This window comes from Pantoea sp. X-Soil-ISGK-275 (genome assembly GCF_059730795.1).
Genome location: NZ_AP035977.1, coordinates 95819 through 111057, shown reverse-complemented (window position 1 = coordinate 111057; position 15239 = coordinate 95819). Strand labels below are relative to the sequence as shown.

At 50.5% G+C, this 15239-nt stretch carries 14 protein-coding genes; 10 read left to right on the top strand and 4 right to left on the bottom strand.

What is annotated here, in order from left to right; translation table 11 throughout:
* Positions 1-645: 645 nt before the first annotated feature.
* From AC6I8A_RS19940 to AC6I8A_RS19930, 3 genes are read left to right on the top strand one after another with little or no spacing between them, the layout of a single operon-like run.
* Complete coding sequence (locus tag AC6I8A_RS19940) at positions 646-1731, top strand: efflux RND transporter periplasmic adaptor subunit (protein WP_265301760.1); 1086 nt, start codon at positions 646-648, stop codon at positions 1729-1731.
* The gene (locus tag AC6I8A_RS19935) at positions 1731-4793 is read left to right on the top strand and encodes an efflux RND transporter permease subunit (protein ID WP_497819007.1); all 3063 of its coding nucleotides are present in this window, start codon (positions 1731-1733) and stop codon (positions 4791-4793) included. Before AC6I8A_RS19940 ends, AC6I8A_RS19935 begins: the two co-directional genes overlap by 1 nt.
* The gene (locus tag AC6I8A_RS19930) at positions 4790-5755 is read left to right on the top strand and encodes an acyltransferase (protein WP_497819006.1); all 966 of its coding nucleotides are present in this window, start codon (positions 4790-4792) and stop codon (positions 5753-5755) included. The genes AC6I8A_RS19935 and AC6I8A_RS19930 overlap by 4 nt, the downstream gene beginning before the upstream one ends.
* On the opposite strand, the gene AC6I8A_RS19925 is transcribed toward AC6I8A_RS19930, so the two are convergent.
* A complete protein-coding gene (locus tag AC6I8A_RS19925) occupies positions 5742-7259 on the bottom strand; it encodes an alpha/beta hydrolase (protein ID WP_497819005.1) in 1518 nt (505 codons plus the stop codon). The two genes, AC6I8A_RS19930 and AC6I8A_RS19925, sit on opposite strands and share 14 nt — an antisense overlap.
* Positions 7249-7806, bottom strand: coding sequence for a lipid IV(A) palmitoyltransferase PagP (gene pagP, locus AC6I8A_RS19920; protein ID WP_372340049.1), 558 nt, complete (start codon positions 7804-7806; stop codon positions 7249-7251). Before pagP ends, AC6I8A_RS19925 begins: the two co-directional genes overlap by 11 nt.
* Before the next feature lie 814 nt (positions 7807-8620).
* On the opposite strand from pagP, the gene AC6I8A_RS19915 reads away from it, so the two are divergent.
* From AC6I8A_RS19915 to AC6I8A_RS19885, 7 genes are all read left to right on the top strand, one after another.
* Entirely contained in the window at positions 8621-10522 is a 1902-nt protein-coding gene (locus AC6I8A_RS19915) for an acyltransferase family protein (RefSeq protein WP_497819004.1), read from the top strand.
* Between the two features lie 261 nt (positions 10523-10783).
* Complete coding sequence (gene cspE, locus AC6I8A_RS19910) at positions 10784-10996, top strand: transcription antiterminator/RNA stability regulator CspE (RefSeq protein ID WP_007885867.1); 213 nt, start codon at positions 10784-10786, stop codon at positions 10994-10996.
* A 189-nt stretch (positions 10997-11185) separates the two neighbouring features.
* Entirely contained in the window at positions 11186-11809 is a 624-nt protein-coding gene (locus AC6I8A_RS19905) for a dTMP kinase (RefSeq protein ID WP_436333219.1), read from the top strand.
* A 392-nt stretch (positions 11810-12201) separates the two neighbouring features.
* Positions 12202-12462 carry a hypothetical protein gene (locus tag AC6I8A_RS19900; RefSeq protein ID WP_265301777.1) on the top strand — a complete coding sequence of 87 codons (261 nt, stop codon included), beginning with the start codon at positions 12202-12204 and terminating at the stop codon, positions 12460-12462.
* Between the two features lie 425 nt (positions 12463-12887).
* Complete coding sequence (locus tag AC6I8A_RS19895) at positions 12888-13157, top strand: hypothetical protein (protein ID WP_256698966.1); 270 nt, start codon at positions 12888-12890, stop codon at positions 13155-13157.
* Positions 13158-13492: 335 nt separating this feature from the next.
* Positions 13493-13735, top strand: a complete 243-nt coding sequence (gene ycgZ / locus AC6I8A_RS19890) for a regulatory protein YcgZ (protein WP_179452499.1) — start codon at positions 13493-13495, stop codon at positions 13733-13735.
* A 249-nt stretch (positions 13736-13984) separates the two neighbouring features.
* Entirely contained in the window at positions 13985-14269 is a 285-nt protein-coding gene (locus AC6I8A_RS19885) for a biofilm development regulator YmgB/AriR family protein (RefSeq protein ID WP_256698968.1), read from the top strand.
* A gap of 115 nt (positions 14270-14384) precedes the next feature.
* On the opposite strand, the gene AC6I8A_RS19880 is transcribed toward AC6I8A_RS19885, so the two are convergent.
* Together AC6I8A_RS19880 and AC6I8A_RS19875 are read right to left on the bottom strand one after the other, a co-directional pair.
* Positions 14385-14636, bottom strand: a complete 252-nt coding sequence (locus tag AC6I8A_RS19880; RefSeq protein ID WP_256698970.1) for a biofilm development regulator YmgB/AriR family protein — start codon at positions 14634-14636, stop codon at positions 14385-14387.
* Positions 14637-14701: 65 nt separating this feature from the next.
* Positions 14702-14986, bottom strand: coding sequence for a hypothetical protein (locus AC6I8A_RS19875; RefSeq protein WP_256698972.1), 285 nt, complete (start codon positions 14984-14986; stop codon positions 14702-14704).
* Positions 14987-15239: the final 253 nt, after the last annotated feature.

The following is a 15239-nucleotide window of genomic DNA, read 5'->3' as shown; positions in this document are numbered from 1 at the left end:
TCAGATTGAAATATATGTAATTAATCGCTGCTCAGCGGCAGTGGAGCAGCCGTATTTTCTATACGAAATTGAAAGTCTTTTGGAAAATGAACGCTATAAACGTAGCACAGGGATATTCAACACATTCATTTCTCAATAAAAGTCGCGAGGCGGAAGCCATTTATCTCATCAGACTAATCCGATCGCGGAGAATAATAAAAATATAGTGTGATAATTCATAAGGCTGGCTGTTTTTAAGCAAATAATGAGGTTATTTTAAGAAAGTGTTTTATCCTTCTTTCGTGGTTTTTAAATCTTTTTATTAGATATTTAACGAATTTAAATACTGTTTATTTCGTCAAAAATATTACAAGCTATCTGCCTTTACTTTTTTTGACATCTGCGTCTATGCTCATCGATAACAAAAACATCCCGTTAATACTTCTCACCTTTTAGGGCGATGGCGCAGTTTTTCTGTGGTCATGGTTAATGGAGGCAACGATGTATGGTTATAGCCTGCTCCGTCTGAGTCTTTATGTTGTCATTGCAATCGTTACCTGCTCCGCCGTAGGACTATTCACTTATGCGGTTGTTTCTATGCTTGGTAATTAAATTATCCACTCAAATAATGCCAACAATGGATTCGTTGTTGCTGAGGATAAAACAGTGACTCGTTATATTACGCTGGTTGCCATTGTTATATTGATAACAACTGGTTGCGATCAAAAAACACAGGAAGTCACGCCACCGCCGCGCATGGTTAAAGTCGTTGAGGTTATGGCTTCCGGCGAATCTCAACAACGCATCTTCCCGGCACGCATTGAGTCCGGCGACTCCACCGATTTGTCGTTTAAACGTGCTGGACAAATTGAATCGCTGGATATTCGTCAGGGCAATCGCATTGAGCAGGGCCAGCTCATCGCCAGGTTAACGGCGCGTGAAGCACAGCAGCGCGTCAATGAACGCCAAACCGCCGCCACTCTCGCCCAACGGCAATTTGACCGCTTCCAAACGCTATCCGGTCGTCAGGCGATTTCAAAGGCAGAAATGGACGTGCAGCGTGCCAACCGCGATGCGGCGAATGCTGCACTACAGATTGCCCGTGAAGAGCTCAGCCAAATGACGCTGACTGCACCGTTCACTGGCGTGGCTGCCGTCGTCAACGTTCGCAACCATCAGGTGGTCGCCGCCGGACAGACCATCGCCACGTTGACCCGCAACGATCTGCTCGACGTGGTGTTCAGCGTGCCGGAAAACCTGTTTACCACGCTGGATATGCGCAATCTGAGCTATCGCCCGGTGGTGCGCATCAACTCGCTGCCGGACCGCGAATTCCAGGCCGATTACAAGGAGCACACCAACAGCAGTAACACCAACTCGCTGACCTGGCAGATCATTTTAACCATGCCGCGTCCGGACGATTTTCCCGCAGTGGGCGGCGTCAGTGGCACGGTGACGATTAACCTCGCCAATCTGCCCGCCAACGTGAACCGCGAATCGCTGGTGGTGCCGGTGGAAGCGGTGTTCAATCCCGATAACAGCCAGCGCAATGAGCCACATGTCTGGGTGGTGCAAGGCAGTGGCGATCAGCTGACGTTAGAGGATCGTAAAGTCAGCGTGGGTGAAGTGACCGATCGCGGCGTGGTGATCACCGCCGGGCTGCATGCCGGTGAGCGCGTGGTCGCTGCTGGCGTCAATGAGCTGCATGCTCAACAACCGGTTCGCATCTGGACGCGTGAGCGGGGGCTGTGATGGATATCTCCCGGCAGTTTATCGATAATCCGGTCCGCGTCTGGCTGGCGATTCTGTTATTGGGCGTCGGCGGTATTTTTGCTCTGCTCAATATTGGTCGTCTCGAAGATCCGGCGTTTACCATTAAAACGGCGGTGGTTGTCACCCACTATCCCGGCGCGTCTGCCCAGCAGGTGGAAGAGGAAGTCACCTTGCCGCTGGAAAATGCGCTGCAGCAGTTGCCCTATCTCGACAATGTCAGCTCCATCTCGTCCAACGGACTGTCGCAGATTACAGTGAACATTGACTCGCGTTACCACTCAAACCAGTTGCCGCAAATCTGGGATGAACTGCGGCGCAGAGTCGGCGATGCGGCGCGTTTCTTTCCTCCCGGCGTGGCCGCGCCGTTCGTTAACGATGATTTTGGCGATGTGTTTGGTTTCTTCTTCGCTATCTCTGGCGACAACTTCAGCAACCCGGAACTGGTGCAATACGCCGAACAGCTGCGTCGTGAACTGGTGCTGGTGCCGGGCGTCGGTAAAGTGGCGCTGGGCGGCGTGATCCCACAGCAAATCAATATCGATGTTTCCCTGACGATGATGGCCGCGCGCGGCATTTCGCTGCCGCAACTCGCCAGCGTGTTGAGCCGCCTCAACGTGGTTTCTAATGCAGGCGATATCAAAGCCGGCACAGAATCGATCCGTCTGCATCCGACCGGCGAGTTTCAGAATATCGAAGAGTTAGGTGACCTGCTGGTCAGCACCCCGGGCGATCACGCCACCACTCGCTTGCGCGATATCGCCACGCTGTCGCGCGGGTTGAGTGAATCGCCCGCCAGCATTTACCACGCTAGCGGACGTCCGGCGGTCACCATGGGCATTTCGTTTATTCCCGGCGTGAATGTGATTGATGTCGGGCGCGCGCTGGAGGCCAAACTGCAGCAGATGTCGGCAGAAAAACCGGCGGGCATCCAGATCAATGTGTTTTACGATCAGGCAGCGGAAGTGGCGCATTCGGTTAACGGCTTTATTGCTAACTTCCTGATGGCGCTGGCGATTGTGGTTGGCGTATTGCTGATTTTTATGGGCGTGCGCAGCGGCATTATCATCGCGCTGTCGCTGGCGCTCAATGTGCTGGGCACGCTACTGATCATGTATCTGTGCGGCATTGAGTTGCAGCGTATCTCGCTGGGCGCGCTGATTATTGCGCTGAGCATGCTAGTGGATAATGCGATTGTGATTGCCGAAGGCGTGCTGATCGCGCGTCAGCAAAATTCACCGCTAATGACCACCATCAACTTTGTCATTCGCCGCACCGCCTTCCCGCTGCTGGGCGCGACCATTATCGCCATCCTGGCGTTTGCGCCGATTGGTCTATCGCAGGATTCCACCGGCGAGTACTGTAAATCGCTGTTCCAGGTGCTGCTGATTTCCCTGCTGCTGAGCTGGTTCTCGGCGCTGACCATCACGCCGGTGCTGATCAAATGGTGGCTGTTCAAAGCGCAGGCACCGACCAAAGCGGCAGCCGAGGTTTCGCCTTACAACGGCGGTTTTTATCGTCTCTATCAGCGAATGCTCAAGGTGCTGCTCAGGCAAAAAACTGTCACGCTTGCGCTGATGGCGGTGCTGCTGGCGCTGGCGATTTGGGGCTTCGGATCGGTACGGCAAAACTTCTTCCCTTCGGCCAATACGCCGATCTTCTTCGTCGATCTCTGGCTGCCGTACGGCACCGACATCAACGCCACCGAGCAGATGGCCAGCGACGTTGAAAAATCGATTACCGGGCAGCAAGGCGTGGTGTCTACCGTCACCACCATTGGCCAGGGCAGCATGCGCTTTATCCTCACTTACAACGGGCAGCGTCAGTACAGCAATTATGCGCAAATCATGGTGCGCATGGACGATCAGCGTAATATCGCTGCGCTGTCACACCGCATTGATGCCTACATTGCGCGCCAGTATCCGCAGGTCAACGCCAGCACCAAACGGGTGATGTTTGGTCCTTCGGGCGGCAGCGCAATTGAGGTGCGGATTAAAGGTCCCGATCCCGACAGAATGCGTTTGATCGCCAGCCAGGTTGGCGACATCCTCACCGCCGATCCCGCCACTGACACCGTGCGCAATGACTGGCAAAACCGCAGTAAGGTGATTCGTCCGCAGTTCAATCTGGCGCTGGGCCGCGAGCTTGGCGTCGATAAACAGGACGTGGATAACGCGCTGGAGATGAATTTTACCGGGAGCCGCGTCGGGCTGTACCGTGAAGGCGCTGACCTGCTGCCGGTGATCGTGCGTCCACCAGCCAGTGAGCGCCAGGACGCCAATCATCTCAATAACGTGCTGGTGTGGAGCCAGAGCCAGCAGCAGTACATCCCGCTCAGCAACGTGGTAAGCGGCTTTACGCTGCAATGGGAAGATCCGCTGATTCTGCGCCGCGATCGCAGCCGGGTGCTCACCGTGCAAACCGACCCGAATCCGCTCAGCAACGATACTTCGGGGGATATTGTGGCGCGCGTGAAGCCGCAGATTGAGCAAATCCCGCTGCCGCACGGCTACAGCATTGAGTGGGGCGGCGATGCGGAGAGCTCCAGTGAAGCGCAGCAAGGCGTGTTTACCTCGCTGCCGCTGGGCTATTTAGTGATGTTCGTGATCACCGTGCTGATGTTTAGCTCGCTGAAAAACGCTGTCGCCATCTGGCTGACGGTGCCGCTGGCGCTGATTGGCGTGACGCCGGGCTTTTTGATCACCGGAATTCCGTTCGGCTTTATGGCGTTAATCGGCCTGTTGAGTCTGAGCGGCATGCTGATTCGTAACGGCATCGTACTCGTCGAAGAGATCGAACAGCAGAAGCTGTTGAAGCCGCAGGCTGAAGCGATCATCTACGCCGCCACTTCGCGTCTGCGCCCTATTCTGCTCACCGCCTTTACCACTGTGCTTGGGCTGGCGCCGCTGCTGCGCGATGTATTCTTCCAGAGCATGGCGGTGGTGATCATGTTTGGTCTGGGATTTGCCACGGTGCTAACGCTGCTGGTGCTGCCGGTAATTTACGCCTGCTTCCATCGTCAACAGGCGGCGAACGCATCATGAATGTGACCGGCCTAAACGTGATTAAAACGCTGGGATGTATGACGGCGGTGACGTTTTTTACCGTGTACAACACCTGGGATCGCTACGATTACGATTATCACTGGATTCTGGCGTTTCTGACCTTTATCTCCACCATCGCCACGCCGCTGTTTTTTGTCGTCGCCGGGATTATGGATGCCCGTTCCGAGCAGGATGTTAACTGGCAGATGGGCAAGATCCGCAATCTGGTGATCGTATTTCTGTTCTGGATGACGGTTTATTACCTGTGGGAACCCTATCAGCGCGGCTATCTGATTCAGCCATGGTTCGTCTTTTCGTTCATTATCATCTACAGCTTTCACCCGCTGATGCTGTGGCTCAGCCAGCATCGGCGCGCGTTCATTGGGCTCGTGTTGGCGCTGTTAACCTTTTCGTATGGCTACGATTTGCTGGCGGTACTGCATCCGGACGATCCGCTGTTCCGGCTCGAGCCGCAGTATCGGCTTTGGACCTGGCTGCTGTTTTATTTAACCGGCCAGCTGCTGTGCGATCCGCTGATTAATGACTGGATGGAGCGTAAAAAGGTGGCGCGCGGCGCGGTGATCGCCCTGCCCTTTATCTACCTGTTTACCTGGTTTTATGAGCAGCACTTCTTCTTTGCGTTATTCAAAGCCGATCGCAATGCCTTTATTCTCACCGGCTCGCAGATCTATCTGCTGGTGGTGGTGCTGGTGATCGCCGCCAGCCAGGTGCGCTTTCGCCGCAATGCGATAGTCAAAGAGACCATTCTGGCGGCCATCAGTAAAACCATGACCGGCGTTTACATTCTGCACTACTCGGTTTTCCATCTGCTCACCGCGCTGATTCCGATCACCTCGCTGGCCACCAAACTGACGCTGATTGCCGTGACCTTCGCCGCTTCGGTGCTGCTCTCCAAACTGATCCTCGCCAGCGGCTGGCTGAAAAAAGTCATAACGCTGTAAAGCACGCTGGCAGATTGGGCTGGCTGCTGCAATCAATGCGCCCCTTTATTTTCAGCATCATGTAATCAAAAAACGGATTGGAGGTGTTGCGCATCAGCGTATCCAGCCCAACGATCAGGCTGGCGGTTTCACCGCGCAGCGAGATGGTACCGAAGCTGATGCCATAGCGATTCTTCTCCGTCGGCTCGCGGCCATACAGCGAGTCGCTGAGCGGGAACGGCACGGCAATGTGGGATAACGAATAGGTATCCTGCGGCCAGGCTTCATGCATTGAACGCACGATCTCTTGTGTCTGATCCGCTGGCGTCATGCGCGCCAGCGTTTGATAGGTGGTCGGTGACGCGTTAGTGATCACCGTTGAGGCATAGCGGCGCGGCGCAGGCGGCAACAAATCATTGACCGCCGAATAGAGCGCGGGCCTGAACAGCGCGCGTAAGTTTGCGGCCTGGTTTACATCGAACATCACCAGTTCACTGCCGTTGTCCGGTAAATAGCGATAGAACGCATTGATCACCGCGCGGGTGCTGACGGTGGAATCCAGCACCGACTGGAAAGTCAGCACTGGCGGAAACGCCGTCATATTGCCGCCGCGAATCACATGCAGCAGCTGATCCTGCATCGCCTGAGTCAGCAGCCACGATTGACGCGCCGCGCGCACCGGAAACGAGTTGTACTTAAAGGGATTGTACTCCGGGATGATGCTCAGCCATGCCGCCTTGGCGAAGCCAGGAATGATGGCGGGCCAGCCGGCTAATCCGGCAAAGCGTGCATAAGCGGTGACGCCAATCATCGGCGACAGCAATACCAACTGTTGCGGCTTCCGCAGCGCGTTATTCTGCAGCGTATCAAGGCTGTATTTCACCGCCAGCGCACCGCCGTTCGAGTATCCAACCAGATGCAAAGGCACGTTGCTGCCCGCCAGGCGCGTCGCTTCCCGCACCGCCAGGCGGGTTGCCGCCATCCACATTTGCCAGTCAACTTTGGTAAGCGAACCGGGCGCCGTGCCATGTCCCGGCAGGCGCGGCACCACCGCCACAAAACCCTTCTGCTGATACGCCTGCGCCAGATAGCGCATGCTGTAGGGCGAATCGGTTAATCCATGCAGCAGCACCACCGCGCCTTTCACTTCGCCCTCTGGTTCAAGGATGTAAGAACGGTTCCAGTCGGTGTCGAATCGCGCCGGATAAACCGGGCTTTGTGTGTTGAAGCGATTGAGTGCCGTTTTCTCATCGTCACCGAGTTGATCGGTCACGTTGATTTTCATGTCGTGGAAAATCGCCGCTTCACGCGTCAGATAATCCGCGAAGCTGGCACGATCGATCTCATCCACCGACATTTCATCCGCCGACCACGTATGCCAGCGATGCAGTGGCGGTCCCTGCTCGGATTGGTAACCACGGATCACCAGGAACATCACCAGCAAAACCAGCAAACCCAAAGCGATGCGCTTAAGGACTTTGCTGATGCGGTCTTTGTGCAACGCGTTGGCGGAATCAGAAGGCATAGCGTACCCAGGCGAACAGCACGTTACCATTGTTGTACGTGCCAGGAATGTAGGTGAACTGCACGTTGAAACGTTTATAACCGGCGGAGAACAGCGGCAAAACAATCGGCAGCGGCACGTAATTGGCGAAGTCATCGCGCGCGGTAATCCCGGCGGTTAACCCAAGTCCAAGACGAAAATCTTGCGCTTGATCCAGATACCAGCCTTTCTCCCAGCCGTATCCGACAATAGGTTGCCATTTGTTATGCGAATCTTTAAACGCCATGGCATAGAGTGCGCTCCAGTTGCCGTCTTCGTTAATGCGAGAGACGCCAAACCCGCCGCCCCACGGCGTTTCATTGTAGTTATCGGTTTTCTCTTTATCGTAGGCGAAGCGCGCATGCCAGCTGATGAAAGGCAGATAGAGATCGTAATACTGCGGTTCCTGCCAGGTTTGTGAAACGTCCTGCTTTAGCCACTCCCAGCCATCGCTGATTGAGTTGGCCGCTGTGGCCGGACAGACAAACAGGGCCAGAGAGAGCAACCAGGCCGCCTGAAGAGTTCGCATCATGTATGCCTCTGCAATTCACCGCCACGAAAAGGAGTGGAAAAGCTGATGTGCTCTAAAGCAGATCAAGCCACTTAACCGGTTAGATTATATACCCTAAATAATTCGAGGTGCAGGAAGGCGGCAAGTATGTGAATCCCCTGGAGCTTACTTTAGTAAGTGACTGGGGTGAACATACGCAGCCAACGCACCTGCAGCTTGAAGTATGAAGGGTAAGTTGCTTGTTATTGCTATAGGAAATGACCCGGATTAGCTGTGATCGTGTTTTCAACCAAAAGCACGTGAAAGGGATATGTCGATAAAATGCGTTTTTTAAACATTTCGGATGAGACTAAGAAGCCCGGTATGGAGTTCTTCGTTTTTTATCAGGACGGTATCCACTTAATCGCCTAAGCTCATCAATTAAGCGCCTATCGGTCACCATAAATGGCGACCCTACAAAGGACTGGCGCGCTTTTCGTAGGGTGCGCATTCATGCGCACCTGCATACGTATGCAAATTAATGCTTAACTGAGCGGCATTACCATTGGCAACGGCTGAGCCAGTATATTTCTGCGTCTTTAGAAACAGAAGCGTGCGGCCTATTCTGAATATTAAGTGTGGTTTCTTATTTTAAAAATCAGCTGTTTAAAAAAGAGTGTGTTGATAAGCCGCTGAAATAGTTATTCGGCTAATTCAAAAATAAGATTAATGAGCTAGCAGACAGTTCCATCCCGATATCAACCAACCGAAAGTGATGGCTTTCACATCTGTTGATTCATATTTTCACAATCCTTACATTGTTTCTTATATTCTTCTGCGTGGATAACGCCTCATGAATTTCCGCACCGACATTAATGGCCTGCGCGCCTATGCTGTGATGCTGGTTATCCTTTATCACTTCGGATTTTCCAGCGTCAGCGGGGGTTTCCTCGGTGTGGATGTGTTCTTTGTCATCTCCGGATATTTAATGACGGGGATTATCCTGACGCGTCTCAATAAGCAGAACTTTTCCTTATTAGGATTTTATGCTGCGCGCTGTCGCCGCATTATCCCGCCGTTGATGGTGCTGTGCCTGATATTAATGCTGGTGGGCTATTTCCTGATGCCGCCGGATGAATATATGAAAATGGCGGAACATGCCGTATCCAGCCTGAGTTTTATGTCCAACGTGGTCTATTTCAAACAGGGCGGCTATTTCGAAACCGGCTCGGTGTATAAATGGTTGCTGCATACCTGGTCATTAAGCGTTGAGTGGCAGTTCTATTTGCTATTACCGCTGGCGCTGATGTTCACGGCACGTTTTCTGCGCCAGCAGTTTGCCTGGACGATGGGCATCGCCGCGCTGCTTTCATTCGGACTGGTGCTCGTGATGGTAGCGACCAACTTCCATCTCACTGCGACTTATTATCTGTTGCCAACCCGTGCGTGGGAGATGCTGGCAGGCGGATTAGTTTATCTGGCGCCAAAATCCGCGCTCAGCGGTCAACGCGCGGTTCCGCTGCTGGGCATTATTGGGCTGATTGTCTGTGCGCTGTGGTTTGATGAAAGCACGGCCTGGCCGGGCATCATGACGCTGATTCCAGTGTTACTGACCGCGATGATCATCCATGCCAACGTGCAAAACAGCATCTGGTTCAACAACCGAATTGTGCAGCACATCGGTAAAACCTCGTATTCGATCTATCTGTGGCACTGGCCGCTGTGGGTGTTTTGGCATCTGGCCGATTGGCCGATCACGCTAGTTAGCCAGGCGATGCTGATTCTGCTGTCACTCGCCACCGGTTGGGTGTCATATGTGCTGGTAGAAAACAAACACGGCTGGCTGAGTGGCAAAACCTACGTGACGCTGGGACAAACCGCGTTGGTGCTGCTGCTGGGTGTGCTGATCGTGGCAAAGGCAGGATTTCCCTCGCGCGCGCCGCAAGTGGTCGCCAGCATCAAACAGTATTCACTGGAGCGATTTGTACGTGGCGAAAACTGTTTTGTGTTCAGTGGCACCACGTCTCCGCAATGCGTCTTCGGCAATGCCAGCCAGGTTAATCTGGTGGTATTAGGCGACAGCCACGCCGCCGCGATGCTCTCTTCGATTGTCGGCAGCGCCAGACCGGAGGATTCAGTGGTGTTTATCGCGCAATCCGGATGCCCATCTGTTCCGGATATCCATCGCAGTGCTAGCCCCGATTGCGGTGGTTTTGTGAAGAATGCCATCGCGGATATCGAACGGAAATATCCCCATGCGTCGGTGCTGATTATTAACCGCCTATCCTTCTATCTACATGGCGATTATGGCAGCGGCAGCAATACGCCTAAATACTCATTTATCAATGACGGCAGCTCCATCGCCGCCTATCAGCAGCATTTCGGTGCGGCGGTGAAACAGCTCGCCACGCATCGTCGGGTGTTTATCATGACGCCGGTTCCCGAGTTTGGTTACGACGTGATCTATCGCATGTCGCGCGATGCCATGCGCGGCAAAGCATTGACTATTCAGCAGACGCGCGCCGAGTATCAATCTCACAATCAGGAGACGCTGGCGATGCTCAACAACATCGCGGCTCAATCCCCGAATGTCGCCCTGCTCGATGCGACCCAGGGATTCTGCGACAACAACTTCTGTTACGGTGCCAAAGATGATGTGCCGCTGTATCGCGACGATAATCATCTTTCCGAAGTGGGGAATAAAAACCTGAACGGCGTGTTTGGTGGCATGTGGAAAATGATCGACAGAATTTAGCAGCCGTTCAGCCATCCAGGCCTTTAAACGGTTAAAATAATTAAACTTATTCGTTGCTAAATTATTATCGCTATGTCTTAATGCATCACCGGTTTGGAACACAGACCTTATGAAAGCAGTTTTAGTAAAGCAGTCCTCAGTTCAAGTGTTATCCACAGATATCCTTCTTCGAGAGCCTCCTCCTAAGTGCCCAATAAGTAAATCTTTCACTTCAGGCCAAATTCGCCGCAATTGAGTGGCTCATCAAATAAGGAATTATCTATGTCTAACAAAATGACTGGTTTAGTAAAATGGTTTAACTCTGATAAAGGTTTTGGCTTTATCACTCCAAACGATGGCAGCAAGGATGTATTCGTCCATTTCTCTGCTATCCAGAGCGACAACTACAAAACGCTTGATGAAGGTCAGCAAGTTTCCTTCACCATTGAAAATGGCGCCAAAGGCCCTGCAGCGGGCAACGTTACTCCGCTGTAAGCCGCGCTCATTATCCGCGACGCTTAAAATAGCGATGAAGACAATAGTCTGAGCAGATAAGAACCGCTGATAATAAAAAACCCGCTTAGTGCGGGTTTTTTGTTGTCTAAAATTTAAATCAGAAGGAAATAACATGCTTTTGCCAGATTTGAGTTTTAAACAAACGTTATATCAACCGTCAGTTCGACTATGAGTCGTCCGTTATTTGTTTCACTTGATGGACCCAAGGGCGTCGGTAAAACCACGCTTTTAGAAGCCATTGCGAAAGTACTCAGGGCAGAAAACATCAAGGTAATCCGACTTAGCGAGAAAAACAGCGATCCTTACAGAAAAGAAACAATGGCCCTTGTGAACCGGCTCGCCAGAAATCCTTCGCTGGATTTAGAGTTGGAAGTTTGCGCGCGCTTTGCTGATAGCCGTGCATGGATTTCCCAGCATGTGCTGACTAAACAGCCACCGGACAGCCTAATTTTAATGGATCGATGGTACCCGTCGGAAGCCGCGTTTCGCCGGATGGTTCCCTTTGCAGAGATTTTACAGCTAAACATTGACCGAAACGTGCGAGCGCCGGACCTGCATGTTGGGGTTGTTACTGCCCCCGATATTTCATGGGCAAGGGCTGCAGCGAGATCGCGTGGGTTAAGCAGTACCGTGATTCATAAGCTGGACGATCATGTCGCTTGCACCCAGGCGTTCGAGCAGACCGTTGCAGAACACGGCTGGGTTTTATGCCGTAATGAAGGAACAATTGAACACGCAACGAAGCAGGTTATTACCGAGATTTACAGCGTGCTCGGATGCCCATTGGCTTGAGTGCTGTTAGACAAATTTTCTGCCACATCCCGTTAAACCTTTCAATGATTATCTGCAAGCTAATCTAATAATTCATTGAGCTTTTCATCAGAGAACTGCCGTTCATAAATTACGTTTCATTTAAGGATGTGATTCATCTTATGATGCCTAATCATTATTTCACTATGTCAATCACAATAATTAGAATTTACTGAGAACCGTCCCCCCTCTTGATCCAGACGTGATAAATAATGACACCCGCTTAAGCGGCTAATAACGGCAATGAATAGTCACCTTAGAAATATAAAAAATTTAAAATCCCATGGCTTTTAGGAATTAACCTTTAGCTAAATCCTATATAGCGCCTACAGTTTGTATTGAGGTTGTCATAAACGTGAAATGGAGGATGTTATATGTCTTTTCAACACGACGGGAAAGGCTACGTCATTATTGGCGAAGCGGCACTGAGCATCGCCTTAGGCCAGAGAGTTGTCAGCGTGCAATCGTTGATTGACGAACTGGACCATATGGCAAATGCAGGCGGCAGCAATGCAAGATTGTCTGATATTTCTGAAGCCGTAAGCTGGCTGAAGAGTTTTGAAGAGCCCGATCGCGCTGTCCGCAACGTGCCTTACCTGCAGACGCTTGCAGGCTTGAACGACGAAACGAACTGACGCTTAAGGACGTAGTCCGGCTCTGGCCGGAAGACGACGACGAGGATGACCTCAACGGTCGCGTTTAAACGTGTACCGGCCGGAGAAAATGTCAGGGACGACACTCTCCACACTATTAATCAACGCTCTTTTATTTGGCAATATTCATTTCCCATTTCTGGTTCACATACCAAAATCTTCATTAATTGAAGCATGCGCTTTCTTGAAAACGATTTCATTTAGATAATCTACAATTTGAGACTTTTCTTTATAACTAAGCTATGTGTTTACATTAATCTTTATTTAAGATAATTATCAGCCAGTTGGGTAGCTACTCTCACATTTTCTACTTGATAATTAGAAGTCTTTGGCCGATCTCGAGGACCTTAATCCATTTTTTTACTACACTAATATCATCGGTAACCGAAAATATTGGAGGAAACGCAGTGTTATTTCATGATGAAGAACAAGGCCACATCATTATTGGCGAGGCAGTGATTAATCTTGCTGTGAGTCACAAAGAAATCAACATTAATTCTCTCATTATTGAACTGGGCACCATGGCCGAAGGCGATGCCAGCGATAGCAGGCTGGCACAGATAGCCGACGCCAGACGTTGGCTAAAAGCATATGCAGAAACGTCTCCTCGAAATCGCGAAGAGCTACGCTGGCTTTCGGCATCCAGGCACTTGGGCATTACACGGAGAGAAAGCTAATCAGTGTCCAACGCTGATTCTGTTGAAGGATGCGCCTAAGGGCGCTCCGTAGTTTGTTGATAACTGACTGAATATAGCGGCTCCCCTTTTTTTGTGTTGTTACCCACCAATCAATCACTCTCCTATTTGCTATATCCCTTCTCCTTTGTTCTGAAATATCAAAGTTCAATCGTTTGTCCCAAAATCAAACATAACCATTTGAATACAATCAATAGAGTTCTTTCACTAAAAAATTAAAGCTGTACAAGTTAGTAAAACCTGTACAATTTTGAAAATATTGTCTAACTTTAGGTTCAGACTGAATCAACTACAAAGCAATCTACTATGAGGTTCGCATGCGTCAGAGTGTCTCAAAATTTCCCGATACGGCCAGCGATATTGCACATTATTTCAGCAAGGCGACCGCTCCAACTCAGCAAGAAACGCTGGGGCAAATTGTTGTCGAAATTCTGCGTGCTGGTAAGAATCTCAATCGTAAGGCTATCTGCACTAAGCTGTTAAGACGTCTCGAAGTCGCTGCCACATTGGAGGAAGAGCGCCACTATCAGACCTTGATCGGCATGCTTTTTGATCGCTAATTTTATGTTTTATGGAGTAATCTTGACATGAACATGTCAACGTATTTTGGATTAAAGCCGATCATTAGTTGATTACATCGATTTAAGTCGTGCCATAACAGAAATATGCGCTAAATTTAGTTCTGGATGTGTTTTGCCTGGGTGATTGGCACAGAAATGTTGAGCCCGGCCTTGCCAGGATCTAAAGCTTAATAGCGTAAAAAATCCTTTAAACGTAGCCGCAGAGATATCTGATAACAAGGAGAGAAAATGCAACAAAGCACACAGCAAACGTCCCGCGAAATAGACATTAACTACCATCTCCAGAAAGCAGGTGATAAACATTCTGCGGAGACGGCCCTGATTGATTCTGCGGTACAAAAGTTAGTGAGCCAGGGTAAGAGTGTCACCAATAGCGCGCTCATTTTGCACCTCATCTCGGAAATTGAAAGTACCACTGATCTTCTGCAACTTGACGCGTTACTCAACGCGTTAAAAGTTGTGGTGGGCTTTACACCTGATGAAGAAGAACGTTGGGCATTTTTCTATTGGTGAGTGAAGCCTCAGGGAATTGAGGTTTCAATATTGTCATCATGGACGAAGTGGTCAGGGAAGCGGGGAATAAATACAGCACTCCCCGCTGAAAGGCGGATAGGATAGAGAGTCTTTATTAGTCGTCTTCATTAGGCGTATGGCCCACAACAATTTCAAGGCAGTTGCGTAGCACATCAAGTTGCTCGATGTCGGTGGCGCTTTCCAGCTCCGCTATCAGGCTCAAAATAATAGCCTTATTCGTCACTCTTCCACTCTCTGCGATCAAAGACTTCACAATGATACCAATAACTTCTTTTTCCTGTGAATACTGATCACCAGTGCTTTGTAAATAGGTTTGAAGGTCTGACTCGATTGTATTCTGCTGCATAAAATGTCCTTACTGAGGTACGCATTTTTTGTTTCTCTTCCACGCCCTTAAGCCTTGTACCAGCGTTAATGTCGGGTCGAGTCGTCATTACCGTATTTGTCTATATCGAAATTCGCCATTTGTTCTCTGTCTCCAACCTTAGGAGAGTCACTTTCTGCGATTTCACTCATAACGTCCTGTATAGCAAGTTTTGTCGCATGCGCCCGTTCTTCATCCTGTTCAGCTTCAAGCATGAACTGAAGCTTCGCAAGGAGCGCTCGTCGCGAAATTCCCGCTTTTTCCTGCAGCAAAGCTAACACTGCCTCCCCAATGAGCAGGTCACACAGCTTTTCCTCACCGTGATTTTTCATATCAACCTTTACTGCTGATAGGAGTGCGAGGCGTGACTGAAATACTCAGCATTAACGATCACTGAATAGGATGTACCCAGGTTTTGTTGCAAAGAAACCTCACGTGTTCATAATTTAACCAGCTCGCCATGAGATAAAGTTATACAAGGATCGGTAAGTTGTACAGTTTTATTAGCATTAATTTATGAATAATTTTCAAGAGATAGGTTAAGTAAATAAAACGTTTTTTAATGGCAGGAAAAAATGACCTCTG

Coding starts and splice junctions, on each gene's coding strand:
- AC6I8A_RS19915 (WP_497819004.1), top strand. CDS start 8,621: ATGAATTTCCGCACCGACATTAATGGCCTGCGCGCCTATGCTGTGATG.
- pagP (WP_372340049.1), bottom strand. CDS start 7,806: ATGCGAACTCTTCAGGCGGCCTGGTTGCTCTCTCTGGCCCTGTTTGTC.
- AC6I8A_RS19880 (WP_256698970.1), bottom strand. CDS start 14,636: ATGCAGCAGAATACAATCGAGTCAGACCTTCAAACCTATTTACAAAGC.
- AC6I8A_RS19935 (WP_497819007.1), top strand. CDS start 1,731: ATGGATATCTCCCGGCAGTTTATCGATAATCCGGTCCGCGTCTGGCTG.
- cspE (WP_007885867.1), top strand. CDS start 10,784: ATGTCTAACAAAATGACTGGTTTAGTAAAATGGTTTAACTCTGATAAA.
- AC6I8A_RS19900 (WP_265301777.1), top strand. CDS start 12,202: ATGTCTTTTCAACACGACGGGAAAGGCTACGTCATTATTGGCGAAGCG.
- ycgZ (WP_179452499.1), top strand. CDS start 13,493: ATGCGTCAGAGTGTCTCAAAATTTCCCGATACGGCCAGCGATATTGCA.
- AC6I8A_RS19875 (WP_256698972.1), bottom strand. CDS start 14,986: ATGAAAAATCACGGTGAGGAAAAGCTGTGTGACCTGCTCATTGGGGAG.
- AC6I8A_RS19930 (WP_497819006.1), top strand. CDS start 4,790: ATGAATGTGACCGGCCTAAACGTGATTAAAACGCTGGGATGTATGACG.
- AC6I8A_RS19925 (WP_497819005.1), bottom strand. CDS start 7,259: ATGCCTTCTGATTCCGCCAACGCGTTGCACAAAGACCGCATCAGCAAA.
- AC6I8A_RS19905 (WP_436333219.1), top strand. CDS start 11,186: ATGAGTCGTCCGTTATTTGTTTCACTTGATGGACCCAAGGGCGTCGGT.
- AC6I8A_RS19885 (WP_256698968.1), top strand. CDS start 13,985: ATGCAACAAAGCACACAGCAAACGTCCCGCGAAATAGACATTAACTAC.